Genomic DNA, 22,888 nt, shown 5'->3' with positions numbered 1-22,888 from the left:
CACGGAGACGTCATGGCCGGGGCTTGTCCCGGCCATCAACCGTCTCTAGCAGGGCGTCACCCTACCGCGGCGCGCTTATGCATCGCCACGACGTTGCTGCTCGCCTCGGTCTCGGCGGTGTCGGGCAGCTCGGCCGCGACCGGCGCGACGATCTTGCGATAGAGGTGCCAGGTGGCATGGCCGAGCACCGGCAGCGTCACGACGAGGCCGAGGAAATACGGCAATGCCGACACCGCGAGCAGCAGCACGATGGTCGCGGCCCAGCCGATCATCGGCAACGGGCTGGCCACCACCGCGCGCACGCTGGTGACCATCGCGGTGACGAAATCGACGTCACGATCGAGCAGCAGCGGGAACGACACCACCGTCAGCGAGAACAGCACCAAAGCGAGGCCTGCCCCGACGCAATTGCCGACCGCGAGGAACACCAGCCCTTCATTGGTGGTGAGCACTGCCGAGATGAACTCCTGCAGGCTGCCGAACGAGGCGCCGACGCCGAGGAACAGCGCGATCAGCAGCCGGACCTGATACATCCAGATCACGAACAGAAACAGGGTGACGAACGCCATCCAGCCGAGCTCGCTCCGGCTGCGCATCAGCCCGATGATCTGCAGCCAGGACGGCCGCGTCCCGGTTTCGCGCTGCCGGCTGACTTCATACAGCCCGAGCGCCACGAATGGTCCGATCAGCGCGAAGCCGGCGGCGAGCGGATAGGCCAGATACACCATATGGAAGGCGGTGAGACAGGCGAGGATCAGGAGTCCGCCCACGGCATAGAACGCACCGAAGGCAAGGCCATAAAGCGGCGCGGCCTGAAAATCGCGCAGCCCTTGTCCGAACGCTTCCGCAATGTCGGCGATCGTAATTCGCCGCACCACGGGATCAACCTTACCGGAGATCGACATGGTCGCTCTTCCCTGGCTCGTGGGCACCGAACGTTGTTAGTTGCACGTATTAAGAACCGCACTTTTGCGACCGTCAATCACTTCGCACGCAGACAACGACTACCAAATTGACGTGATAATTAGTTCCTCACTGCATCGCACAACTAATTCGCAGCGCAATAGGGACGAAACGGACAACTTACCCGCCCCTTTCCAGCGATTTTCCGGCTCCGGCAACGAGGCCGGCCGGCTCGCGTCCACCGGGCGCCCGCACCTTCACACCCCCGTGATCAAGTAACCGCGCGCGTCGTCGCCGAAACAATCCGCCGCTTCGACCATCGAATCGCGGGCAGGTCGTTCCGGGCGGACCTCATCTGCAGTTTCGCAATGGAACTTTGTTGTGCGCTGCGGTGTTGGCCGGTCGTGGCGTGGCGATGCCGCGCGCAAGAGCGTTTTGCGATGAATACCCTCGACAGCCCCGCCCTCGCAGGCTCCGATCTCGCCGATCCTCAGCCCTCGCCCTCATCCCCCCATGCTCGTTCTGCGGTCACCGAGCCTCCCGGCGAGCAGCTCCGGGATCAAGATGACGATCAGCAGGGCAGCCGGCCGGGCGGCGTGAAGGCGCTGATCGGCCGGCATCCGACCGCCGCGATTGCGGTCGCGGTGCTGATCGTCGCGGCGATCGGCGGCGGAATTGCGTGGTGGCTGTACGCCCGCAACTTCGAAACCACCGACGACGCCTTCATCGACACCCGCTCGGTGCTGATCAGCCCGCAGGTCACCGGCGCCATCACGCAGGTCGCCGTCACCGACAACGAGGTCGTCAAAGCGGGTCAGCTCCTGGCCAAGATCGATCCGCGCGACTATCAGGCCTCGGTCGATCAGGCGGCGGCGCAGATCCAACAGGCGCAGGCGTCGATCGACAATTTCACCGCGCAGATCGCAGCCCAGAAGGCGCAGATCGACGCGGCGGCCAAACAGGTCACCGAGGCTCAGGCGGCACTGAAGTTCTCCGGCGAGGAGAACCAGCGCTATCAGGATCTGGTCGACAAAGGCGCCGGCACCCTGCAACGGGCCCAGCAGGCGCAGTCCGATTTCACGTCGAAGAAAGCCGCGCTCGACGCCGCAGAGGCCGCGCAGGTGGCGGCGGAACGCCAGATCGACGTGCTGCGCGCGCAGCGGGAATCCGCGCAGGCCCAGCTCCGGGCCGCGCAGGCGCAGAAGGAAACCGCCGACATCAATCTGCAGCGCACCGAACTGCACGCGCCGACAGCCGGCCGGATCGCCAAACTGACCGGCGCTGTCGGTGCGCTGGCCTCGTCCGGCCAGTCGATCATGGTGCTGGTGCCGCTCGACGTCTGGGTGACGGCCAACTTCAAGGAAACCCAGCTCCAACACATGAAGCCCGGTCAGCCGGTCGAGATCGCCGTCGATGCCTATGGCCACACTTTCAAGGGCCATGTCGGCAGCATCCAGGCCGGCAGCGGCACCGCTTTCAGCCTGTTACCGGCGGAGAACGCCACCGGCAACTGGGTGAAGGTGGTGCAGCGCGTGCCGGTCAAGATCACCTTCGATCAACGCCCCGACGTCGAGCTCGGTCCCGGCATGTCGGTCGAGGTGAGCGTTACCGTCAAACCTTGAGTACACAGCGATGGCGGATGCCGAAGCCGTAGGCGAATACGGCAGTTCCCCCTGGGGGATTGCGGTTCTGGTGTCGGTCGCAACCTTCATGGAGGTGCTCGACACCACCATCGCCAACGTCGCGCTGCGCTACATCGCCGGCGGCCTCGCGGTGTCGAACGATCAGGCGTCGTGGGTGGTCACCACCTATTTGGTGGCGAATTCGATCGTGCTGTGCGCATCCGGCTGGATCGCCGAGATGTTCGGCCGCAAGAACTTCTTCATCGTCTGCATCGCGCTGTTCACGCTGTCGTCGTTCCTGTGCGGCATGGCGTGGAGTCTGAACTCGCTGCTGCTGTTCCGCCTGCTGCAGGGTCTCGCCGGCGGCGGCATGACCCCGGTGGCGCAATCGATCCTCGCCGCGGCGTTTCCACCGTCCAAACGTAGCCAGGGCTTCGCGCTGTACGGAATCGCGGTGGTGGTGGCTCCGGTGGTCGGGCCGACGCTGGGCGGCTGGCTCAGCGACAACCTGTCGTGGCACTGGTGCTTCCTGATCAACGTGCCGGTCGGACTGGTGTCGCTCGTGCTGATCTATCTGATCATTCCGGCCTCGGAGGCGCAGAAGAAGGCGCGCGCCAAATTGTGGGCCAAGGGACCGAATTTCGACGTGATCGGCTTCCTGCTGGTGGCGACGTTCCTCGGCTCGCTCGAAGTCGTGCTCGACCGCGGCCAGGTCGAAGACTGGTTCTCGTCCAGCTTCATCGTCACGTTCGCGGTGGTATCGGTTTTATCGCTGCTGCTGTTCGTGCCGTGGGAGATGACCCGCAGGACGCCGCTGATCGACATCAAGATGCTGACCGGTCGGCAGTTCGGGAGCTGCTTCATCATCATGCTGGCGACCGGCGCACTGCTGATCGCGACCACGCAGATCCTGCCGCAACTGCTGCAGGCGCTGTACGGCTACACCGCGACGCTGGCCGGCCTGGTGATCTCGCCGGGCGGCCTGGTGACGATGGTAATGATGCTAATCGTCGGGCGGCTCGGCAAGGTGCAGCCGCGCTGGCTGATCGCGATCGGCGCAGCGGTCTGCGCCGGTGCGATGATCGACCTGACATGGCTCTCGCCGGGCGCCGATTTTTCGTATTTCGCGTGGTCGCGGATGTATCTCGGCATCGGCCTGCCGCTGATCTTCATTCCGATCACCACCGCCTCCTACGACGGCATTCCGGCATCGAAGACCGACCAGGCTTCTGCGCTGATCAACCTCGCCCGCAATTTCGGCGGCTCGATCGGCGTCTCGATCAGCCAGACCGTGCTGGCGCAGCGCGAACAATTTCACCAGAGCCGGCTGGTGGAGAATATCGGCTCGTGGAATCCGTTCTTCCACAGCACGCTGGCCCAACTCGAAGCCTATCTGAAGAGCCAGAACGCGACCGGCAACACCGCCGGCACCGCAATGGCGATGATCGGCGAGATCGTCAGCGCCCAGGCGTCGTATCTGGCCTATATCGACGTGTTCGTCGCCCTCGCCGCCATCGCCCTGCTGATGATCCCGCTCGCTTTGTCCCTGCGCAGCGTCGACCGCAGCGCGAAGCCGGCGATGGGACATTGACGAGAATGCGGAGGCAGTGACTCCGTCATTGCGGCCTTTCAGCCTCATGCACCGTCATTCCGGGGCGCCGCGCGGCGGCGATCCCGGAACCCCGAAGAGCTCATCCGCAGCGTACGCCGCGCGTAGCAATTGCAAGATTCCGGTTCGCGAGCTGCCCTCGCGCCTCGGAATGACGTGCTTGGGATTAGCGACGCAGCCACGTCTCGAGGACGAACTAACCCGTCAGCGCCGCCTTGACCATGCCGCTGGCCTTGCCGAAATCCATCTGGCCGGCATACTTCGCCTTCAGCGCGCCGATCACCTTGCCCATGTCCTTGATGCCGGCGGCACCGGTCTCGGTGATGGTGGCGGCGATCGCGGCCTTGACCTCGTCATCGGACATCTGCTGCGGCAAGTAAGCCTGGATCACCGCGATCTCGGCGCGCTCCTGGTCGGCGAGCTCGGCGCGGCCGCCCTGATCGTACAGCGCGACCGATTCCTGACGCTGCTTGATCATCTTCTGCAGCAGGCTGAGCAGATCGCCATCGGAGAGCGGCGGCTTGCCTTGGCCCCGCGCTTCGATGTCGGCGTTCTTGATGGTCGAGTTCACCATCCGCAGCGTCGACAGCTTGCGCTCGTCCTTGGCCTTCATCGCCTCTTTCACGGCGGTGTTGATGTCGTCGCGCAGCATGTCGGGCTCCTTGGCATCTTCGTCGGGACCGTCATTGCGAGCGAAGCGAAGCAATCCAGCGCTCCGCATGCGGACTCTGGATTGCTTCGTCGCTGCGCTCCTCGCAATGACGAGGAGACGGTTTTCGCGCCTGATGTAGGCGGTTCGGCGGCCTGAAACAACTCTAGTTCCGCAGCCAATCCGCCAGCGCCGCGGCTGTGGCGGCGGGCTGCTCGATCTGCGGCAGGTGCCCGCAATCGGTCACGATCACCAGCTTGGCGCCTTTGATCCCGTCCGCCATCTCGAGCGACAGGCTGTTCGGGATGGTGGCGTCGCTGTCGCCGGAGATCACCAGGGTCGGGCAGCGGATCGTGCCCAGGGCGGGCCTGGAATCGGCACGGGTGATGATGGCGCGCTGCTGGCGGACGAAGCCAGCGACGCCAACGTCATCGCCCATGTCGTGCACGATGGTCCGCAGCGCGACGTCTTCACGGCGCGACGGATGAACGAAGCCGGGGTACAGCTCGTCCAGAACCGCGTGCAGCCGGCCGGCTTCCGCCTCGCCGATCTGCCGGGTGCGGCGCTCGGAGGCCTCCGGACTGTCGGGCCGCGCCTGGGTGTTGATCAACGCGAGCTTGGCGACCCGGTCGGGCGCCTGACGCATGATCTCGAACGCGATGTAGCCGCCCATCGAGTGCCCGGCGAGCGCGAAGCGGGACGGCGCCTCGGCCAGAATCCGCCGGGCGATCGCCGCCATGCTGTCGTCGCGGATATGGTTGGCGACCACCACCGGCGAGCCGCACGCCCACAGCGCCGGCAGGATCGGGGCGTAAATCCGCGGCGAGCCCGCCAAACCGGGCACCAGCACCACCGGCAATGATGTGTCCATGCAACCTCTCCCCACGCACGATTCTGCCCCAGCGCCGGGTCCCAAGCCTAGGACAGCCAAATTCCCTGTCAAATCTCGTCCAAAAGCGAACAATGGGAGGGGTTTGCCGCTTTGACGTCGGCAACGCCCGCGACTATGTAGTGCGCTCATGACCAATTCAGCATCCCATCCCGCCTGGCCGGACCACAAGCCGACCGCGCTGCTCGTGCTCGCCGATGGCACCGTGTTCGAGGGCTTCGGCCTCGGCGCAGAGGGCCACGCCGTCGGCGAGGTCTGCTTCAACACCGCGATGACCGGCTATGAGGAGATCCTCACCGATCCGTCCTACGCCGGGCAGCTCATCACCTTCACCTTCCCGCATATCGGCAACGTCGGCACCAACGACGAGGATATCGAGACGGTGAACATGGCGGCGACGCCGGGCGCGCGCGGCGTGATCCTGCGCAGCGCCATCACCGACCCGTCCAACTACCGCTCGTCGAAGCACCTCGACGCCTGGCTGAAGGCTCGCGGCATCATCGGCCTGTCGGGCATCGACACCCGCGCGCTGACCGCGCTGATCCGCAGCAAGGGCATGCCCAATGCGGTGATCGCGCATTCGCCGAGCGGCGAGTTCGACCTGCATGCGCTGAAGGAAGAGGCCCGCGAGTGGCCCGGCCTGGAAGGCATGGACCTGGTGCCGATGGTCACCTCGGGTCAGCGCTTCACCTGGGACGAGACGCCGTGGGCGTGGGGCGAGAGCTTCGGCCGCCAGGAGAGCCCTGAGTTCAACGTCGTCGCGATCGACTACGGCATCAAGCGCAACATCCTGCGGCTGCTCGCCGGGGAAGGCTGCAAGGTCACCGTGGTGCCCGCCACCACCTCGGCCGAGGACATCCTGGCGATGAAGCCTGACGGCGTGTTCCTGTCCAACGGCCCGGGCGATCCGGCCGCGACCGGCAAATACGCGGTGCCGGTGATCCAGAAGGTGATCGACACCGGCGTGCCGACCTTCGGCATCTGCCTCGGCCACCAGATGCTCGGCCTCGCGCTCGGCGGCAAGACGGTGAAGATGCATCAGGGCCACCACGGCGCCAATCATCCGGTCAAGGATCTCACCACCGGCAAGGTCGAGATCACCTCAATGAACCACGGCTTCGCGGTCGACAAATCGACTCTGCCGGCCAACGTCCAGCAGACCCACGTCTCGCTGTTCGACGACTCCAACTGCGGCATCGCGCTGGCCGACAAGCCGGTGTTCTCGGTGCAGTACCACCCCGAGGCCTCCCCAGGCCCGCAGGACTCGCACTACCTGTTCCGCCGCTTCACCGACCTGATGCGCGCGAAGAAGGCTGCGGCGTAAGCCGGCTTCCACATCGTTCGAGGTGTCATTCCGGGTCGCGAGCGCAAGCTCGCGCCCCGGCATCTCGCGCAAACGATCACCTCGGGCTTCCGGATTCGCCGCTGCGCTCGTCCCGGAAGGACGGGTGCCGTGAGCCACTGGCGCGCCGCCTGGTGTTCGACCTGCCGAACGCGGAACCAAAAGGAACCACGTCGGCGGCGTGGCGTTATCCCGGCGTCATCAAATCCCACGCCGGAGACCTCATGTCGCTCGCCCGCGACCAGATCAAGCCACGGCTTCATCGCTTTGACGACGATGGACTGATCCCGAACAACCCAATGCCGCTGCTGCTGTACAAGCGTGCCGTGGACATCGCGGGCGGCAATCCGGAACAGGCGATCGAGGATCTGTTCGAAGGCAATGGCTGGGGCGACCGCTGGCGCAACGGCATCTACGATTATCATCACTATCACGCGACCGTCCACGAGGCGCTCGGTGTCGCGCGCGGTCGGGCGCTCGTGCTGTTCGGCGGCGAACAGGGCGAGGCGATCGAACTGACACCCGGCGACGTCGCCGTGCTGCCGGCCGGCACCGGCCACAAATGCCTGTTCGCCAGCCACGACTTTTCAATCGTCGGCGCCTACCCGCCGGGCCCGACGATGCAAGTGACGAGGCCGACTCCACACCATTATCGCAAAGCGCTGCAGACGATTCCGCTGGTCCCGCTTCCTACAACCGATCCGGTGTTCGGTGCGGATGGGCCGCTGCTGAGGCTGTGGGCGAAGTAGCTTTGCGCTGCTCATCCCATACGCGCGACCCCCTCTCCCCGCGAAGGGCGGGGAGAGGGGGTCGCAGTGCGTAGAGCAAGTTCTTTTCTCAAAAAGGCTTGTCTCAAGCCTCTCCGTTAAGCCTCGTTTGCGCCTTCCTGGCGGGTGGCTTCGAACAGGAACCAAGTACGCTTTTCGGTTTCGTCGATGTAGTTTTCCAGCAGGCCGGCGCTGGCGGCGTCCTTGCACTCGTCGACGATCTCGTGCGCCTTGCGCATCGCGGCGGCGACCTTCTTGTTGTCGTTCATCAGTTCGCGCAGCATCTCGCGCGGCGGCACGTAGTCGTCGTTGTTGTCCTGAATGGTCTGCAACTTCCCAATGTGACTGATCGACCGCAGCGTGGTTCCGCCGACCTTGCGGACGCGCTCTGCGAGCTCGTCAGTGGTAGCCAGGATCTGCGCCGACTGCTCGTCGAGCAGCAGATGATAGTCGCGGAAGTGACGGCCGCTGATGTGCCAATGGAAGTTCTTGGTCTTCAGATACAGCGCGAAGGAATCGGCCAGCAGGCCGTTCAGCGCGGTCGAGATCTTGTCCACCGCCTGATGCGGCAGATCGGTCGGAGTGTCGAGTTCAGGGGCGACGGAGGCGGATTTGGCTTTGGTCACGATGACGATCCTGTTGTGAGGCGCCCGAGGGCGAGGGATGAGCGGCTGTCAGGCTGCGGGACGCCCGCGAAGGTCCAGCGATCCAAAGCCGCTCCCGGAAGGATCGTGGCGGACATCGCGGCAGTGCATTGGTGTTTCCCGCGAAACACGTTAGACCCCTCGACAACGCGCGGCGTGCGGTGGCGTTCCAAGGATGGAACAGCTATGCGGGAGCCGCGGCGCTGCACCGATCGGCCTCGGATTGGCCGCGTTCGGCCTGGTTTCGGCGGGTTTCGAGGTCACGGGATGGACGACTGGATCGACTATTACGACTCCACCCACACGATCTATGTCAGCAAGCGCCATCGCGACGTGCATTTTGCCGAGATTGCCCGCGATATCATCGGCTACATCCCCTCCCCCGGCGCAGTAGTGCTCGACTATTCCTGCGGCGAAGCGCTGTCGGCGCCCAGCGTCGCGGAGGCATGCGGCAAGCTGATCCTGGCCGAGCCCGCTCCCGGCGTGCGCGGCCGGCTGATCGCCCGCTACGCACTCGACACCAAGATCCGGGTGCGATCGCTCGACGATCTGCGCACCATGCCGGACAGCTCGGTCGACCTGGTGGTGATGAATTCGGTGGCACAATACATGACGCCGGCCGAACTCGACCAGGCGTTCGCGGTGATCCGGCGTCTGCTGTCGCCGCCCGGCAGCCTCGTGCTCGGCGATATTCTCCGCCCCGAGGTCGGGATGCCGCGTGACGTGCTGGCGCTCCTGCTGATGGCGCGCCGTCACGGCTTCCTGAAGGATGCGCTGTGGGGGCTGGCGAGGACCGCGTTATCCGATTATCGCGAACTGCGAACCAAGATCGGCTTGCAGCGCTACAGCGAGGCCGAGACCCTGGCCAAGCTCACCACCGCCGGCTTCACCGCCCGCCGCGCGGAGCAGAACATCGGCCACAATCCGTGGCGGATGACCTTCCTGGCGCGGAAGGCGGAGTAACAAGGCGCTTCGCGCCCCCACCGCGGGACTGGACAAACAGCCCACTTCCCGCGATAGTTGCATTCAATTATCAATATTGAATTGCGTTCAGGTCCGATCCTGATGCTCCCCCATTCTAGTGGCGATCGTGATGATCGATATTTCGCCTAGCAATTTGGCTCCTCAAGCTCCGTCGGCTCGATTGGGGTTAGCAAAATGATGACGCGCGCGATCGCCTGCCTGCTGACATTTGTCACTATCGGCTGGATGCACCGCGCCGACGCCGCCGACTCACGGATCGCACTGGTGATCGGCAATTCCAGCTACGCAAACGTAGTGCAACTCGCCAATCCGAAGAACGATGCGATGGCTATCGCCAAAATGTTGGTTGAATCGGGATTCGACAGGGTCGACGCCTACTACAACCTCAACATCACCGAAACCCGCCGAGCGCTGCGTCGATTCTCCGATTCAGTCCAGCACGCAGACGTCGCAGTTGTGTATTACGCGGGGCACGGCATCGAGATCGACGGTACTAACTATCTCGTTCCTGTCGATGCGGCGCTTGAGCGGGACCTCGACGTTTTTGACGAAGCGTTCTCGCTCGACCGCGTGCTCTCTATGATCGAGCCGGCCAAGCGCTTGCATCTGGTGGTCCTCGACGCCTGCCGGGACAACCCGTTGGCCAAGACGATGAAGCGTACGATGGCTACGCGCGCGGTCGGACGCGGCCTCGCCAAGGTCGAACCGACCAGCACCAACACGTTGATCGCTTACGCGGCGAAGGCCGGATCAACCGCCGCAGACGGAGATGGCGCGCACAGCCCGTTCACCTCCGCGATTCTCAAGCATCTGCCGCGGCCCGGCCTCGATCTACGTCGCGCCTTCGGCTACGTCCGCGACGACGTGCTGAAGGCAACGCAAAACAAGCAGGAACCCTATCTGTACGGATCACTTGGAGGTGACGACCTGCCGCTGGTGCCGCAAAAGACCATCGCCACGCCAGAACGGCGACCGCAACTCGACATCCGGCGAGACTACGAATTAGCCGTACAGCTCAATACCAAGGAGGGCTATCAAGCCTTCCTCAGCCAGTATCCGGACGGTTATTACGCGCTGCTCGCCCGCGGTCATGTCAACAAGCTCGACTTGGCGCAGCAGCAGCCCGAGCCGAACCGCGCTGCGGCGCAAAACTTGGTACAGCTCGCCACTCCGAACGCAGCGTCGCTGGGACGGGAGACGCCGCAACCGCCGACGGCGCTCCCCGCAACGCCGCCACCCGCAACCAACGATAGAGCGGCCGGGCCGGCGACGCCGAGCATTGCGGCCGCTCCGCCGAAGCCAGCGTCAACCGCGATCTCCGACAAACTGGACATAGCAGACAGGATCGCCGCCCTACCTCAGCCTTCTGCATCAGGGCCGACATCGGAGACCGGTACGGACACCGGTGACGATCGAGAGCTGACAAATAGGATCCAGAAAGAGTTAAAGCGGCTCGGATGCTTCGCCAGTGCTCCCAGCGGGACCTGGACAAGCGCGACCCAGAAGGCGTTAGAGAGGTTCAACAAGCAGACAGGATCGCGCTTACAGACCGACACCGCAACGGCAGGCGCTCTCGCCGGTGTCGAGAGCGAACGCCGCTCAGTTTGCATCCAGACAAAGGCGGCCTCAAACCGACCGTCCAAGCCCGTGACACGCCGCGCCCCGACGCCCCGACGAAACTGTTTTGTCGTCAGCGGACAGAGTTATTGCGAGTAGCCACCTACAAGTCTTCGCACAGAGGCCACTTGAGGAAACATATTCGACCGAGAAAGGCAACGTATGTTCATTAAGCTCCTTCCAGCCACTCTCGCCGCCTTTTCGCTGCTCAACGCCTCCGCGGAAGCCCAGGTGCTGGCCAAATTCGTCGTTGACGGAATCGCCAATTGCAGCCGCCCCTACATCCGGAACTATCCGATCCACATCGAAGGCTCCGGCACGCTGCGGCCAGACCGTACGGCCGATCTGGCGGTGACCGGCAACGTCGAGAACACCAACTACGCGGTAAAGCTCGGGCGACATCGCACCGAGGTCGACGGCGGATCGGCCTCGCTGCGCGTCGCCGGCCGTCGCAGCTTGCGGGCGATCCGTGAATACCCTAATAACCTCATGATGATCGACCTAAAGGTCGTCGGGGGCGGCTGTCAGATCAAGGTCGCCCATCGCCTCAAGCCTGGCAAGCGGGACTACACCTTCATGACATCATTTGGCCTCGCGATCTGTGAGAAGCCGCAGATCACCTCGGCAACCTGCAGCGCGCGCTGAAGCCGCCTACCTTCGGCTCACACCACTACGCTCAGCCGCTTCGCAGCCCTTGTGATGCCGGTGTAGAGCCAGCGGGCGCGCGAGTCCTGGAACGCGAAGCTCTCGTCGAACAGCACAACGTCGTCCCATTGCGAGCCCTGGGACTTGTGCACGGTGAGTACGTAGCCGTAATCGAACTCGTCATAGGGCTTGCGCTGATCCCACGAGATATCTTCGATGCCGCCGGCAAAGCACTCGTTGCGCACCGACACTTTGGTCAGCCGGCCGCCGAAATCCTCGTCGGGCGTCACCCGTAGGGTGATGATCTTGGTCTTGATCGGCGAGCGCGACTTCACCCGCCACAGCCCGCCGTTGAACAGCGCCTTCTTGCGGTTGTTGCGCAGGCAGACCAGCTTGTCACCGCCGACCGGAAACGGGTCTTCGATATTCAGCCGCTGGCGGAAACGGGCGTTGTAGGCGCGGCGCGTATTGTTGCGGCCGACCAGCACTTGGTCGGCATCCATCACCCGCTGCGGATCGAGCTGATCGCGGCTCACCACCTCGGTTTCGCCATAGCGCCCGCGCTCGAGTCCCCTGCCCTCGCGCACGTCCATCGACAGCCGTACGATCGGATCGTCCTGTGCCTGACGATGCACCTCGGTCAGCATCACGTCGGGCTCGGCATTGGTGAAGAAGCCGCCGCCCTGTATCGGCGGCAGTTGCGCCGGGTCGCCGAGCACCAACAGCGGACAGTCGAACGACATCAGGTCGCGGCCCAGTTCCTCGTCGACCATCGAGCATTCGTCGATCACGATCAGCTTGGCCTTGGAGGCCGGCGCGTCGTCCCACAGCTCGAAGCTCGGCTGTTCGACGCCGCTCTCCTTGGTGCGATAGATCAGCGAATGGATGGTGGAGGCGTCGTCGCAGCCCTTGTTGCGCATCACCAGCGCCGCCTTGCCGGTGAACGCGGCAAACTTCACCTCGCCCGACACGCCTTCGGCGATCTCGCGCGCCAGCGTAGTCTTGCCGGTGCCGGCATAGCCGAACAACCGAAACACCAGCGGCGTGCCGTTGCGCCCGGGCTTGGCCTTGAGCCAGGCGCCGACGGCTTTCAAAGCCTCGTCCTGAACAGGGGTGAAGGTGGTCATGGGATCTCGCGGGCGGTCCACGCGGCGGGCGAACCCGCGGCGATTCGATGCCGGCAAGCTAGATCGTTTTCGAGCGAAGTGGAAACCGATTCGCGTCAGGAAAACGCTTCAGAAATTCAGACCCGCAGCTCCGGCTCGCCCTGCGATCAGTGCACGCCGGCAGCGGCCGTCTCGTCGATTTCGTCGGTCCAGACCTTGAAGCTCACCAGGGTGTTGGGACCGAAGGTCTGCGTGATCGGCACGTCGGCGGCATCGCGGCCCTGCGCGATCAACACCCGGCCGAGCCGCGGCACGTTGTTGCGCGGATCGAACGTGTACCAGTGACCGCCGATGAAGGCCTCGAACCAGCCGGCAAAGTCGCCGGCCGCCCACGGCTTCGGGGTGCCGACATCGCCGAGATAGCCGGTGCAGTAGCGCGCCGGAATATTCATACAGCGGCACAGCGCGATCGCCAGATGGGCGTAGTCGCGGCACACGCCGCGGCCCTCGTCGAAGGCTTCGTGCGCGGTGCGGGTCGCGCGCGCGTGCTGATAATCGAACTTGATGTGATTGTGCACGAAATCGCAAATCGCCTGAACCCGCGGCCAGCCGGGCGTCGTCGTTTCGAACATCTTCCACGCGGTATCGGACAACAGGTCGGTCTCGCAATAGCGGCTGCCGAGCAGATACACGATGGTCTCGGCCGGCAGATCTTCGATCGCATGCTGACGCGCCGACGGCACCACCGGATCCGGCACGCCGCTGTCGCGCACGATGCCGTCGGCGGCGAGCCGCATTCGCCCAGCGGGCGCCACCATGCGGCTGCACCAATTGCCGAACATGTCGCGATAGGGTGTGACCTGCACGGCCGGATCGACGGTCAGAAAGTCCGGAACGATGACGTCTGAGGCTCGGCTGAAATGAGTCCCGAGCACCACGATCATCGGCGTCGGTTGCGGAAAGTCGTAAATCATCTCGTAGCCGACGCGGAGCTTCATGGGTTCGGCTTCTCCGCCATCGCGCCGTGGGCTTGATCGGAACTGATCGCCGGCTGCTTCCCTTAATTGGCGATCGGACGCCAAAATACAAGCGGCTCGCGCCCCAGCGGACGCAACGGCGACGAATTCGATGGCTATCGCGGGGGAAAAGGCGCAGCATGACCGGCGTTCGTCGGACCAAGCGGCAGCGCTGCCGGCGATCGGACGCAGTGTCCCAAAGGAGGCGTCCATGACCACACGAACGCGCCGCGAAACAATCGTCTTCGCTCATCCGTTTCGACTGCGCGGCATCGACCGCGAACTGCCGGCGGGCGCTTATGACGTCGTCACCGACGAAGAGATGATCGAGGGCCTGTCATTCCCGGTATTCCGCCGCGTCGCGACGATGATCACGGTGCCCTGCGCGCCGCCGCGTCAGTCGTCGGTGGAAATGATCACGATCGCACCCGACGCGTTGCGCGACGCACGGCACGCCGACCGCACCACCAACCAGCCCTGACCCGCGCGGTCCGCCGCAACACGAGGATGATTCAGCATGAGCTTCACCAGCGGCGATTTTCGCGGTTATGACGAGGACCGGTCAGTGGTGCTGTTTTCGATGATCAGCGATCTGACCGAAGTGCCCTGCGCGATCAGTTCGGACGCGATGGACTTTCTCGACGGTGCGAAAAGAACTCCGCCGGCGCAGCGCGAGCAGCAGTTCATGCGGCTGCGCGCCAGCATCGAGAGCTGCGCCGAGCGCAAATTCGCCAACGCCGAGCTGGAAGGTCGCCCTCCGGGGGTCATTCTACGGCGGCTCGATTTTCGCGACTGACTCGATTTGACTCCGGCGACGAGATCGCCATCTTCCGCGAAGCGGAGGATGAACGAGATGCGGCGTGTGGCGATCTGGCTGTTCTACGGCATCGGCGCGATCGCTTGCGCCTATCTGGCGCTGTACGCCTACACGATGCTGACCGCGCCTAAGCTGACCCCGGGCGATCCGATCCGCATCTTCCGTAATCCCGACGCACCGAAATATTCCTGAGGCTCGCTTTCGTCATTCCGGGGGCGCGCAGCGCGAGCCCGGAATGACGGGGTATGAAGTTGCCCGCTCCGCCCCACCTCCTTTCAGGAGGAAGGGCGGAGGAGAGACCTTTCCAGAGGGGACCGGAAGACTCTCTTCAGGGCGAGAAACGACGCTACGCGGCGCTCAAGCCGTCTGCACGAAGGCGCGTGGCTCGCCGCCGCCCGCGGGCGGGATCGGCAGGCCGCCGTCGGCGTATTCATTGAGCTTGTTGCGCAACGTGCGGATCGAGATGCCGAGGATATTGGCAGCGTGGGTGCGGTTGCCGAGGCAGTGCTTCAGCGTCTCGAGAATCAGATCGCGTTCGACGTCGGCGACAGTGCGGCCGACCAGCGCGCGGGTGACCTGCTCGGCGGCGAAAGTGGCGTGCGCCACCGCTGCCGGCGTCTTGGCCTGATCGAGCCGATCGCCGTCCGGCGTGATGATCGCCTCGGGGCCGATCTCGTCGCCCTGCGCCATCAGCACCGAGCGATGGATGGTGTTCTCCAGTTCGCGGACATTGCCCGGCCAGCGATTGGTGGTGAGCACGCGGCGCGCTTCCGCCGACAAGGGACGGAGCGGCACGCCGTTGGCGTCGGCGTATTTCTTGGCGAAGTGCTGCGCCAGTTCGAGGATGTCGGCCGGCCGCTCGCGCAGCGGCGGAATCTTCAGATTGACGACGTTGAGCCGGAATAGCAGGTCCTCGCGGAACGTACCTTCACGCACCGCTTCGGATAGATTGCGGTTGGAGGTGGCGAGGATGCGGATGTCGACCGGCACCGGGTTCTTGCCGCCGACGCGGTCGATCACCCGCTCCTGAATTGCGCGCAGCAGCTTTGATTGCAGCCGCACGTCCATCTCGGAGATTTCGTCGAGCAGCAGCGTGCCGCCGGTGGCTTCCTCGAATTTGCCGATGCGGCGCGCCACCGCGCCGGTGAAGGCGCCCTTCTCGTGGCCGAACAATTCGGATTCGAGCAGATGCTCGGGGATCGCCGCGCAATTGATGCTGATGAACGGCTTCTTGGCCCGGTTGGAGCGGCTGTGAACGTAGCGCGCCAGCACTTCCTTGCCGGTGCCGCTCTCGCCGGTGATCATCACCGAGGCGTCGGAAGCGGCGATCTGCTGCGCCAGCTTCACCACCTTCGCCATCGCATCGTCGCGATACACCAGTTCGCGGGAATCGTTGGCCACCGCAGCCAGCACCGCAGCGATCAACTCCGGATCCGGCGGTAACGGGATGTACTCCTTGGCGCCGGCGTGGATCGCGGCGACCGCCGCGCGGGCATCGGAGGCAATGCCGCAGGCGACGATCGGTACATGGATGTGCTCGGCTTCCAGCCGCATCACCAGATCGCGAATATCGAGCGCGACATCGACCAGCAGCAGATCCGCGCCCTTGCCGCCGCGCAGCACACGCATCGCCTGTTCGTTGTCGGCGGCGTGGGTGACCGACGCGCCGTTGTCGATCGCGATCTTGGTCGCGGTGGTGAGCTGGCCCTTCAGGGTGCCGACGATAAGAAGCCGCATGGATTGCTCCTGGATGTCCTTCCGCGCGAATTCCGCGCGCTTCGCGTTTAGGTGTCCGCCTTGATGATTTCCGTCATGGTGACGCCGAGCTTGTCCTCGACCAGCACGACTTCGCCGCGCGCCACCAGACGGTTGTTCACATAGATGTCGATCGCCTCGCCGACGCGGCGATCAAGCTCCAGCACCGCGCCGGGCCCGAGCTTGAGCAGCTCGCCAACGTCCATCTTCGACCGGCCGAGCACGGCCGAGACCTGTACCGGGACGTCGAACACCGCCTCGAGGTCGGCGGCGACGCGCGAAATCTGTTCGTCGTCCTGATATCCGACGTCGGCCAGCGGCGGCGCATCGGCGCCGTTGAGGTCGGGAAGCGGCACCTGGCCGTCATTGTCGCCCATGTCTCACCATCCTCTTGTCATCGGCCGCTGTTGCGGGTCGCCATGTAGCGGCCCACCAATTCGTCGATCTTGGCCTCGACCGTGGCGCGCTCCAGCACCACGCCGCCGTCGGCCCATTCGATTTTGCAGTCGCCACCGGCAATTTCCGGATCGGCCAGCAGCACCAGGCGCCCGGCGAAGCCGCTCTGCTTGGCAAGCAATTCGATGCGCTCGCGCGCGGCCTCGTACAGCGCGTCGTTGATCCGCACCACCAGATGCGGCGTCGCCACCAGATGCCGAAAGCAATCTCCCACCAGCGCGGTGATCTCGGCGAGCGGCTCGGCGGCGATCAGCTCGCCGCACAGCTTTCGCGCCGCCGCGATCGCGACTTCGACCGCCTCGGTCTCCATCCGGGTTTCGACACCGCCGATGCCGCTGGCGATGACGTGCATCGCCTGGGCGACCTGCTCCAGCGCGGTCGCGCTGCGCCGCTGCGCCTCGACCACGGCCTCGTTCTGACCGGCGGCGAAACCGTTCTGATAACCGCGCTGCTCGGCGGCGGCGACCGCCTGGGCCAGCTCGGCGGCGCCAATCGTGTTTTCGCGAGCCTTTTCCGGCGCCCCGAAATCGTCGTTGAACAGGAATTTCTGAGCGGGAGCGGCCATCAGTACACCAGTTCGTCGTCGGCGCGGTTTTTGGTCAGCACGATCTCGCCCTTGGCGGCGAGATCCTTGGCGAGATTGACGAGCAGCGCCTGCGCCTCGTCGACGTCGCGCAGCCGCACCGGACCGAGCGCGGCCATGTCGTCGAGCAGCATCTTGCCGGCGCGCGACGACATGTTGCCGAGGAAGAAGCCGCGGACCTCCTCGTTGGCGCTCTTCAGCGCGATCGCCAGCTTGTCCTTGTCGATGTTGCGCATCAGCGTCTGCGCCGAGCCGGCGTCGAGCTTGACCAGATCGTCGAAGGTGAACATCAGCGCCTTGATGCGCTCGGCGGACTCGCGGTTGTCCTCTTCCAGCGAGGTGATGAACCGGGTCTCGGTCTGGCGGTCGAAATTATTGAAGATCTCCGCCATCACTTCGTGGGCGTCGCGGCGGCGGGTCTGCGACAGGTTCGACATGAATTCGGAACGCAGCGTCTTTTCGACGCTCTCGATCACTTCCTTCTGCACCGCCTCCATCCGCAGCATGCGGTTGATGACGTCGAGCGCCATGTCCTCCGGCAGGATCGCCAACACCTTGGCGGCGTGCTCCGGCTTCAGCTTCGACAGCACCACCGCGGTGGTCTGCGGGTACTCGTTCTTCAGATAGTTGGCGAGCACCTCTTCGGAGACGTTGGAGAGCTTCTCCCACATGTTGCGGCCGGCGGGGCCGCGGATTTCTTCCATGATGCCGGAGACGCGGTCGGCCGGCAGATATTTCTGCAGCAGCCGCTCGGTGGCGTCGTAGTTGCCCATCAGCGCGCCGGACGCCGACATCCGCGACACGAATTCGAGCAGCAGGTCCTCGACAGTTTCCGGTTCGATGGTGCCGAGCGTCGACATCACTGAGGACAGTTCGCGCACTTCCTCGTCGTCGAGCAGGCTCCAAATCTTGCCGCCATACTGCTCGCCGAGCGCCAGCATCAGGATCGCGGCGCGCTTCGGTCCGCTGAGCGGCTTGCTCGGCGGCCGGCCGCTCTGCCGCTGCGCCAACGTCGCGACGACGGTGGCGATGTCATCCTGACTGGTTGCTGGGAGGGAGGCGTCGGCCATGGCGGATTAGGTAGCGGGTTCGGCCAGCCATTGACGGACAATGGCGGCGGTTTCGTTGGGATTGCGTTCGGCGAGTTCACCGACCCGGTGCACGGACTGGGCGTGGACCTGGCCCTGCACCTGAGCGATGTCGATCATGTTGGGCATGCCCGGTGCGACCGGCTGACCGTCGGAGCCGATCTGCGGCACGGTGCCGTCGGCGAGCGCCGGCAGGCCGCCGGCCGCTTCCGCTCCCGGCTCCGCGGCCAGGATGCGCTTCACCAGCGGGCGGATCACCATGAACAGCACTACCAGGCCAAGCAGGAACATCACCCCGAGCTGGATCATGTTCATGATGTCGTCCTTGGTGAACTGGAACATGCCGAGCAGCCCGGCCGGCTCCGGCAGCTTCTCGATCTGCGGCGCTTCGGCAAACTTCAGATTGACGACTTCCACCTGATCGCCGCGCTTCTGCTCGAAGCCGATCGCCGAGCGCACCAGTGCGGCAATGCGATCGAGCTGTTCCTTCGGCCGCTCGGCATAGACCAGCTCGCCCTTGTCGTTCGGGGTGTAGATGCCGTCGACCAGCACCGCGACCGACAGCCGGTTGACGCGGCCGGCCTCGGTGACCTCGGTCTTGGTGATGCGGGAGATCTCGTAATTGTTGGTCTCTTCGGACTTCTTGCTGACGTCGCGCGGACCGGCGGTCTGGCCTTGATTGTTGCCCGGCAGCTCGTTGTTCACGGTGACCTGACCGTCTGCCGCGGAGGTCGCGGCCGACTCTTCACGGGTCTGGCTCGACCGCAGCACACGGCCTTCCGGATCGAACTTGTCGGAGGTCTGGGTGATCTTGTTGTAGTCGAAATCGGCCGAGACCTGCACGCGAGCACGACCGGCGCCGACCACCGAGGAGACGATGCCCTCGATCTGGCTACGCAGCCGCTTTTCGAACGCGGCACGGCGTTCGTCGCTGGTGGCGCCTTCTGCGGCCTCGCCGCTGGCGGAGCCGTCGGCGAGGAGCTGCCCGGCCTCGTCGACGATCGACACCCGCTGCGGCTTCAGACCGTTGACAGCCGACGCGACCAGATGTCGGATGGCCCGGACCTGCTGCGGCTCCAGCGCGCCGCGCACGCGCAGCACGATCGAGGCCGACGGCTCCGGCGCCTCGCGCGCGAACAGCGGACGCTCCGGCAGCACCAGATGCACTCGCGCCGCCTGCACCCGGTCGATCGCCCGGATGGTGCGCGACAGCTCGCCTTCCAGCGCTCGCAGATGATTGATGTTCTGAACGAAGCTGGTGGTGCCGAGCGCGTCGGACTTGTCGAAGATCTCGTAGCCGACGCCCCCGCCCTTCGGCAGGCCGCCTTCGGCAAGCTTCATCCGCAGCCGCGTCACTTTGTCCCGCGGCACCATCAGAATCGCGCCGTCGTTGCGCACCTCGTAGGGAATCGCCTGGCGCTCCAGCTCCTTGATGATGCTGGAGGAGTCTTCCATGCTGAGGTCCGTATAAAGCGTCGTCATCTGCGGCTGCGACACACGCATAATGACGAAGGCGAAAAACCCGAGCAATGCAACCGTGACGGCGATCATCGCCATCAACCGCGCGGCTCCCAAGCCTTTCAGGAAACTCAACAGATTCTGCAAGGACCAGCCCCTCGGATGCACGGCGCGACCGACCGGCGGATCAGCCTCTCCGCACGGCTAGGCAAATCTTGCCTATGGGATGGTTTCCATATGGTTAACGAATCTTAACGGACCGCAAAAACCCTTGAAAATGCTGAAAGCCGGCTTCCCGAAACGGGGCCGGCTTTCGTTAAATCGTCAAAATCGGGAACCGATTGGTTTACTGGCGATACTGCTGAATTCGGGTGGTGCGCAGCCCGGCCAGACCGTGATGGTCGATCGAGAACTGCCAGGACAGGAACTCGTCCACCGTCAACGTGTATCGGCTGCACGCCTCTTCGAGGGAGAGCAGACCACCGCGAACGGCGGCAACGACTTCGGCCTTCCGGCGGATGACCCAGCGCTTGGTGCCGGGTGCAGGCAGGTCGGCAATCGTCAAGGGGCTTCCATCGGGCCCGATCACGTATTTTACCCTCGGGCGGTGGGGCTCTGTCATGGCTTACTCACAACTCGCAAAGCACTCAACTCACAAGAATAACCTAGGTGGTCCGGCTTAAAATTTGCCTAAGCCCCCTGCAGGATTGTGCTTATTGGTGTTAGTAAAGCGGTAACGATTGGCGCCCAGCCTGAGCCGATTACGTAGACGGCCATCGAGCCGCAAGTTCGGCTTTCGGAGCCTCCCTCGATCGTTTAGTGCTGAAGCCATGAGCGACGATATCGCGCCGGCAACGATGCCCACGAACGACTCATCATCTGTGACCGCGCCGTCTGTTGTGACGGCGGGCGGAAGTTCACATGCGGTCACGCTCGACGATGCGACGCTGGCGACGGTCGATCGATGGGCGTCGCAGTGGCGGGTGTCGCGGGCCGAAGCGCTCGGCCGGTTGATCGAGATCGGCCTCAATGCGGCACGGGGCGCACGCCCCTCGCAGCCGATTGCACCCGACCGCGCATTCGAACTGGCGACATCGCAGATTTACGCGCTGATCGATCCGGAGGCGCCGCTCGAAGAGCGCGACCGACGAGTCGCGCGACTGACCGAAGGGCCGCCGGAATTCGTTGCGGCGCGGGTCGATCTGCCGCGCCGCCGCGCGACTGATGTGTTGCCGCCCGACGACCCTGCCGCCCAGCGGCCGGTCGCCCCCGGTACCCCGCAGCGCCGTGCTACGGATCGATCAGCACTCCCGGATTGAGCATCGCGGCCGGATCGAGCTCGCGCTTGACCGCGCGCAGCGCGCCGGCGAACAGCGGCGGGCGCTGGCGGTCGTACCATTTGCGGTGATCGCGCCCGACGGCGTGATGGTGCGTGATGGTGCCGCCGGCTGCAATCAGCGCATCGCTAGCCGCATCCTTGATCGCCTGCCATTGCTCGAGCAGCGCGCCGTGCTGGCCGAGCGCATGAAACGAGAAATACGGCGCCGGCCCGTCCGGATAAACATGAGTGAAGCGGCAGGTGACTTCGCCCTTGACTCCGGTCGCGTCCAGGATCGCCTGCTCGGTGGCAGCCTTGACGCTGTCGTGGAAGCTCTCGAACCGCTCCCAGGTGATCGCGGTCTCGAAGGTGTCGTTGATCAGTCCGGCGGGGGTGAGGAATTCGCGCGCGTAAGGCATCCGGATGAAGGCGTTGCGCCACAGCCCGGCGGCACCTTCGAGATGCGCCGACGACGCCTCGGCCTCCTCCTTGGTGCCGCCATGGTCGGCGCAGCATTCGAGCGCCCGCGCCATCCACGGCTCGACCGGGTGATCGCCGCTCTCGAACGCCAACACCATGATGGCAACGCTGCCGTCGGCCGCGCCGGTGTTGTACGCTTCCTGCGGATCCAGGATACGGCAGTTCGACGGATAGAGCCCGGCCTGCGCTACCGCGCGAACCGCGCGCGCCGCGGCGAAGAAGCTCGAGAAGCGCACCGAAGCGCCGGCACGAAACGTGGGGCGTGCCTGCAGCCGCATCCAGGCCGCCGAGATCACACCCAGGATGCCTTCGGAGCCGATGAACATCCGGTCCGGGCTTGGGCCGGCGCCGGAGCCCGGCAGCCGCCGCGTTTCGACCACGCCGCGCGGCGTCACAACGCGGAGGCTTTCGACGAAATCGTCGATGTGGGTGTAGAGACTGGCGAAGTGACCGCCGGAGCGGGTCGCGATCCAGCCCCCGAGCGTGGAATATTCGAAGCTCTGCGGAAAGTGCCGCAGCGTGACATTGTGCGGCTTGAGCTGCGCCTCCAGCGCCGGGCCGAACGCGCCACCCTCGATCAGCGCTGCGCGCGAGGTGGCATCGACCTCCAGCACTTGGCCGAGATGGCGCAGATCCAGCGTCACCGCCGCCTTGTACGGGCTGCCGTCGACCCGACATTCGACGCCGCCGCACACCGACGAGCCGCCGCCGAACGGCGTCAGCGCCGCCCCGGCGCCACCGGCCCAATCCATCACCGCGGCGATCTCCGCCTCGTTGCGCGGATAGGCGACGACATCGGGCGCCGCGTCGTAATCGCCGAGCATACCGCGGACGTAGTCCGGATAGGATTTGCCGTAGGCATGGGCGGCACGGTGATACGCGTCGACCGCGCAGATTTCCGAGAGCGACTTCGGCGGCACGATCCGCGGTTCGTGTAGCGTGATATCGTCGAGCTTGGCGACCTCGACGGTCTCGAAACTGTCGCGGCCGAACTTCGCCTGATAACGGCCGAGCACGAAAGCCTGCTCAGCCTCGGTCATGCCTTCGCCTTCCCGCCCCCAGCCGTAATGCTTCAGCCGCGCGCCCATCGTCGACCTCCCGGTTGTTTGCCGGCGAGGTTCCGATGCCGCGCCGATCGGC

At 64.9% G+C, this 22,888-nt stretch carries 24 protein-coding genes; 11 read left to right on the top strand and 13 right to left on the bottom strand.

What is annotated here, in order from left to right; translation table 11 throughout:
• Positions 1-56: 56 nt before the first annotated feature.
• Positions 57-905 (bottom strand): DUF2189 domain-containing protein, encoded by an 849-nt coding sequence (locus M9H71_RS19615; protein ID WP_455406600.1) that lies wholly within the window; start codon positions 903-905, stop codon positions 57-59.
• 438 nt (positions 906-1,343) lie between these two features.
• Here M9H71_RS19615 and M9H71_RS19610 point away from each other — a divergent pair, with 438 nt between their 5' ends.
• Positions 1,344-2,525, top strand: coding sequence for an HlyD family secretion protein (locus M9H71_RS19610; protein WP_455406599.1), 1,182 nt, complete (start codon positions 1,344-1,346; stop codon positions 2,523-2,525).
• A gap of 10 nt (positions 2,526-2,535) precedes the next feature.
• Positions 2,536-4,116, top strand: a complete 1,581-nt coding sequence (locus M9H71_RS19605) for a DHA2 family efflux MFS transporter permease subunit (protein ID WP_455406598.1) — start codon at positions 2,536-2,538, stop codon at positions 4,114-4,116.
• Between the two features lie 214 nt (positions 4,117-4,330).
• Here M9H71_RS19605 and M9H71_RS19600 read toward each other — a convergent pair whose 3' ends face one another.
• Both M9H71_RS19600 and M9H71_RS19595 read right to left on the bottom strand, forming a co-directional pair.
• The gene (locus M9H71_RS19600; protein WP_455406614.1) at positions 4,331-4,786 is read right to left on the bottom strand and encodes a GatB/YqeY domain-containing protein; all 456 of its coding nucleotides are present in this window, start codon (positions 4,784-4,786) and stop codon (positions 4,331-4,333) included.
• Positions 4,787-4,949: 163 nt separating this feature from the next.
• Complete coding sequence (locus tag M9H71_RS19595) at positions 4,950-5,654, bottom strand: alpha/beta fold hydrolase (RefSeq protein ID WP_455406597.1); 705 nt, start codon at positions 5,652-5,654, stop codon at positions 4,950-4,952.
• Positions 5,655-5,802: 148 nt separating this feature from the next.
• Here M9H71_RS19595 and carA point away from each other — a divergent pair, with 148 nt between their 5' ends.
• Together carA and M9H71_RS19585 are read left to right on the top strand one after the other, a co-directional pair.
• Positions 5,803-6,996, top strand: a complete 1,194-nt coding sequence (gene carA / locus M9H71_RS19590; RefSeq protein WP_455406596.1) for a glutamine-hydrolyzing carbamoyl-phosphate synthase small subunit — start codon at positions 5,803-5,805, stop codon at positions 6,994-6,996.
• A gap of 242 nt (positions 6,997-7,238) precedes the next feature.
• Positions 7,239-7,763, top strand: a complete 525-nt coding sequence (locus M9H71_RS19585; protein WP_455406595.1) for a hypothetical protein — start codon at positions 7,239-7,241, stop codon at positions 7,761-7,763.
• A gap of 116 nt (positions 7,764-7,879) precedes the next feature.
• Here the strand turns inward: M9H71_RS19585 and M9H71_RS19580 are convergent, their stop codons facing one another.
• The gene (locus M9H71_RS19580) at positions 7,880-8,407 is read right to left on the bottom strand and encodes a Dps family protein (protein ID WP_455406594.1); all 528 of its coding nucleotides are present in this window, start codon (positions 8,405-8,407) and stop codon (positions 7,880-7,882) included.
• Between the two features lie 285 nt (positions 8,408-8,692).
• Here M9H71_RS19580 and M9H71_RS19575 point away from each other — a divergent pair, with 285 nt between their 5' ends.
• The 3 genes from M9H71_RS19575 to M9H71_RS19565 all read left to right on the top strand — a co-directional run bounded on the left by M9H71_RS19575 (position 8,693) and on the right by M9H71_RS19565 (position 11,671).
• On the top strand, positions 8,693-9,388 hold the full coding sequence (locus tag M9H71_RS19575; RefSeq protein WP_455406593.1) for a class I SAM-dependent methyltransferase: 696 nt from the start codon (positions 8,693-8,695) through the stop codon (positions 9,386-9,388).
• Between the two features lie 198 nt (positions 9,389-9,586).
• Positions 9,587-11,125, top strand: a complete 1,539-nt coding sequence (locus tag M9H71_RS19570) for a caspase family protein (protein WP_455406592.1) — start codon at positions 9,587-9,589, stop codon at positions 11,123-11,125.
• 132 nt (positions 11,126-11,257) lie between these two features.
• Complete coding sequence (locus M9H71_RS19565) at positions 11,258-11,671, top strand: hypothetical protein (protein WP_455406591.1); 414 nt, start codon at positions 11,258-11,260, stop codon at positions 11,669-11,671.
• A 17-nt stretch (positions 11,672-11,688) separates the two neighbouring features.
• Here M9H71_RS19565 and M9H71_RS19560 read toward each other — a convergent pair whose 3' ends face one another.
• Positions 11,689-12,798 carry an ATP-dependent DNA helicase gene (locus M9H71_RS19560; protein ID WP_455406590.1) on the bottom strand — a complete coding sequence of 370 codons (1,110 nt, stop codon included), beginning with the start codon at positions 12,796-12,798 and terminating at the stop codon, positions 11,689-11,691.
• 146 nt (positions 12,799-12,944) lie between these two features.
• Positions 12,945-13,775 carry a transglutaminase-like domain-containing protein gene (locus M9H71_RS19555; protein ID WP_455406589.1) on the bottom strand — a complete coding sequence of 277 codons (831 nt, stop codon included), beginning with the start codon at positions 13,773-13,775 and terminating at the stop codon, positions 12,945-12,947.
• 229 nt (positions 13,776-14,004) lie between these two features.
• Here M9H71_RS19555 and M9H71_RS19550 point away from each other — a divergent pair, with 229 nt between their 5' ends.
• From M9H71_RS19550 to M9H71_RS19540, 3 genes are read left to right on the top strand one after another with little or no spacing between them, the layout of a single operon-like run.
• Complete coding sequence (locus tag M9H71_RS19550) at positions 14,005-14,274, top strand: hypothetical protein (protein ID WP_455406588.1); 270 nt, start codon at positions 14,005-14,007, stop codon at positions 14,272-14,274.
• Positions 14,275-14,310: 36 nt separating this feature from the next.
• A complete protein-coding gene (locus tag M9H71_RS19545) occupies positions 14,311-14,589 on the top strand; it encodes a DUF1488 domain-containing protein (RefSeq protein WP_455406587.1) in 279 nt (92 codons plus the stop codon).
• Between the two features lie 48 nt (positions 14,590-14,637).
• Positions 14,638-14,802, top strand: coding sequence for a hypothetical protein (locus M9H71_RS19540; protein WP_455406615.1), 165 nt, complete (start codon positions 14,638-14,640; stop codon positions 14,800-14,802).
• 165 nt (positions 14,803-14,967) lie between these two features.
• Here the strand turns inward: M9H71_RS19540 and flbD are convergent, their stop codons facing one another.
• From flbD to sciP, 6 genes are all read right to left on the bottom strand, one after another.
• On the bottom strand, positions 14,968-16,347 hold the full coding sequence (gene flbD / locus M9H71_RS19535) for a sigma-54-dependent transcriptional regulator FlbD (protein ID WP_455406586.1): 1,380 nt from the start codon (positions 16,345-16,347) through the stop codon (positions 14,968-14,970).
• A gap of 47 nt (positions 16,348-16,394) precedes the next feature.
• Positions 16,395-16,742, bottom strand: a complete 348-nt coding sequence (fliN, locus tag M9H71_RS19530) for a flagellar motor switch protein FliN (RefSeq protein ID WP_114357679.1) — start codon at positions 16,740-16,742, stop codon at positions 16,395-16,397.
• Between the two features lie 17 nt (positions 16,743-16,759).
• Positions 16,760-17,386, bottom strand: a complete 627-nt coding sequence (locus M9H71_RS19525; protein WP_455406585.1) for a FliH/SctL family protein — start codon at positions 17,384-17,386, stop codon at positions 16,760-16,762.
• Entirely contained in the window at positions 17,386-18,474 is a 1,089-nt protein-coding gene (fliG, locus tag M9H71_RS19520; RefSeq protein WP_455406584.1) for a flagellar motor switch protein FliG, read from the bottom strand. Before fliG ends, M9H71_RS19525 begins: the two co-directional genes overlap by 1 nt.
• Before the next feature lie 6 nt (positions 18,475-18,480).
• Positions 18,481-20,097 (bottom strand): flagellar basal-body MS-ring/collar protein FliF, encoded by a 1,617-nt coding sequence (gene fliF / locus M9H71_RS19515; RefSeq protein WP_455406583.1) that lies wholly within the window; start codon positions 20,095-20,097, stop codon positions 18,481-18,483.
• 199 nt (positions 20,098-20,296) lie between these two features.
• Positions 20,297-20,572 (bottom strand): CtrA inhibitor SciP, encoded by a 276-nt coding sequence (gene sciP, locus M9H71_RS19510; protein WP_011156827.1) that lies wholly within the window; start codon positions 20,570-20,572, stop codon positions 20,297-20,299.
• A gap of 118 nt (positions 20,573-20,690) precedes the next feature.
• Here sciP and M9H71_RS19505 point away from each other — a divergent pair, with 118 nt between their 5' ends.
• Positions 20,691-21,269, top strand: a complete 579-nt coding sequence (locus tag M9H71_RS19505) for a hypothetical protein (protein WP_455406582.1) — start codon at positions 20,691-20,693, stop codon at positions 21,267-21,269.
• On the opposite strand, the gene M9H71_RS19500 is transcribed toward M9H71_RS19505, so the two are convergent.
• Complete coding sequence (locus M9H71_RS19500; RefSeq protein WP_455406581.1) at positions 21,241-22,836, bottom strand: FAD-binding oxidoreductase; 1,596 nt, start codon at positions 22,834-22,836, stop codon at positions 21,241-21,243. The genes M9H71_RS19505 and M9H71_RS19500 overlap by 29 nt on opposite strands.
• Between the last annotated feature and the right edge of the window lie 52 nt (positions 22,837-22,888).

The organism is Rhodopseudomonas parapalustris, from assembly GCF_053772255.1.
The sequence above is the reverse complement of the archived record's forward strand: the minus strand, read 5'-3'. Positions and strand labels throughout refer to the sequence as shown.

Excerpts from the sequence above, each read along its gene's own strand:
- M9H71_RS19500 (WP_455406581.1), bottom strand. The coding sequence starts at position 22,836 with ATGGGCGCGCGGCTGAAGCATTACGGCTGGGGGCGGGAAGGCGAAGGC.
- M9H71_RS19560 (WP_455406590.1), bottom strand. The coding sequence starts at position 12,798 with ATGACCACCTTCACCCCTGTTCAGGACGAGGCTTTGAAAGCCGTCGGC.
- M9H71_RS19570 (WP_455406592.1), top strand. The coding sequence starts at position 9,587 with ATGACGCGCGCGATCGCCTGCCTGCTGACATTTGTCACTATCGGCTGG.
- M9H71_RS19555 (WP_455406589.1), bottom strand. The coding sequence starts at position 13,775 with ATGAAGCTCCGCGTCGGCTACGAGATGATTTACGACTTTCCGCAACCG.
- carA (WP_455406596.1), top strand. The coding sequence starts at position 5,803 with ATGACCAATTCAGCATCCCATCCCGCCTGGCCGGACCACAAGCCGACC.
- fliN (WP_114357679.1), bottom strand. The coding sequence starts at position 16,742 with ATGGGCGACAATGACGGCCAGGTGCCGCTTCCCGACCTCAACGGCGCC.
- M9H71_RS19525 (WP_455406585.1), bottom strand. The coding sequence starts at position 17,386 with ATGGCCGCTCCCGCTCAGAAATTCCTGTTCAACGACGATTTCGGGGCG.
- M9H71_RS19575 (WP_455406593.1), top strand. The coding sequence starts at position 8,693 with ATGGACGACTGGATCGACTATTACGACTCCACCCACACGATCTATGTC.
- fliG (WP_455406584.1), bottom strand. The coding sequence starts at position 18,474 with ATGGCCGACGCCTCCCTCCCAGCAACCAGTCAGGATGACATCGCCACC.
- M9H71_RS19595 (WP_455406597.1), bottom strand. The coding sequence starts at position 5,654 with ATGGACACATCATTGCCGGTGGTGCTGGTGCCCGGTTTGGCGGGCTCG.
- M9H71_RS19550 (WP_455406588.1), top strand. The coding sequence starts at position 14,005 with ATGACCACACGAACGCGCCGCGAAACAATCGTCTTCGCTCATCCGTTT.
- M9H71_RS19540 (WP_455406615.1), top strand. The coding sequence starts at position 14,638 with ATGAACGAGATGCGGCGTGTGGCGATCTGGCTGTTCTACGGCATCGGC.
- M9H71_RS19605 (WP_455406598.1), top strand. The coding sequence starts at position 2,536 with ATGGCGGATGCCGAAGCCGTAGGCGAATACGGCAGTTCCCCCTGGGGG.
- M9H71_RS19600 (WP_455406614.1), bottom strand. The coding sequence starts at position 4,786 with ATGCTGCGCGACGACATCAACACCGCCGTGAAAGAGGCGATGAAGGCC.
- M9H71_RS19615 (WP_455406600.1), bottom strand. The coding sequence starts at position 905 with ATGTCGATCTCCGGTAAGGTTGATCCCGTGGTGCGGCGAATTACGATC.
- M9H71_RS19610 (WP_455406599.1), top strand. The coding sequence starts at position 1,344 with ATGAATACCCTCGACAGCCCCGCCCTCGCAGGCTCCGATCTCGCCGAT.
- sciP (WP_011156827.1), bottom strand. The coding sequence starts at position 20,572 with ATGACAGAGCCCCACCGCCCGAGGGTAAAATACGTGATCGGGCCCGAT.
- flbD (WP_455406586.1), bottom strand. The coding sequence starts at position 16,347 with ATGCGGCTTCTTATCGTCGGCACCCTGAAGGGCCAGCTCACCACCGCG.
- M9H71_RS19545 (WP_455406587.1), top strand. The coding sequence starts at position 14,311 with ATGAGCTTCACCAGCGGCGATTTTCGCGGTTATGACGAGGACCGGTCA.
- M9H71_RS19585 (WP_455406595.1), top strand. The coding sequence starts at position 7,239 with ATGTCGCTCGCCCGCGACCAGATCAAGCCACGGCTTCATCGCTTTGAC.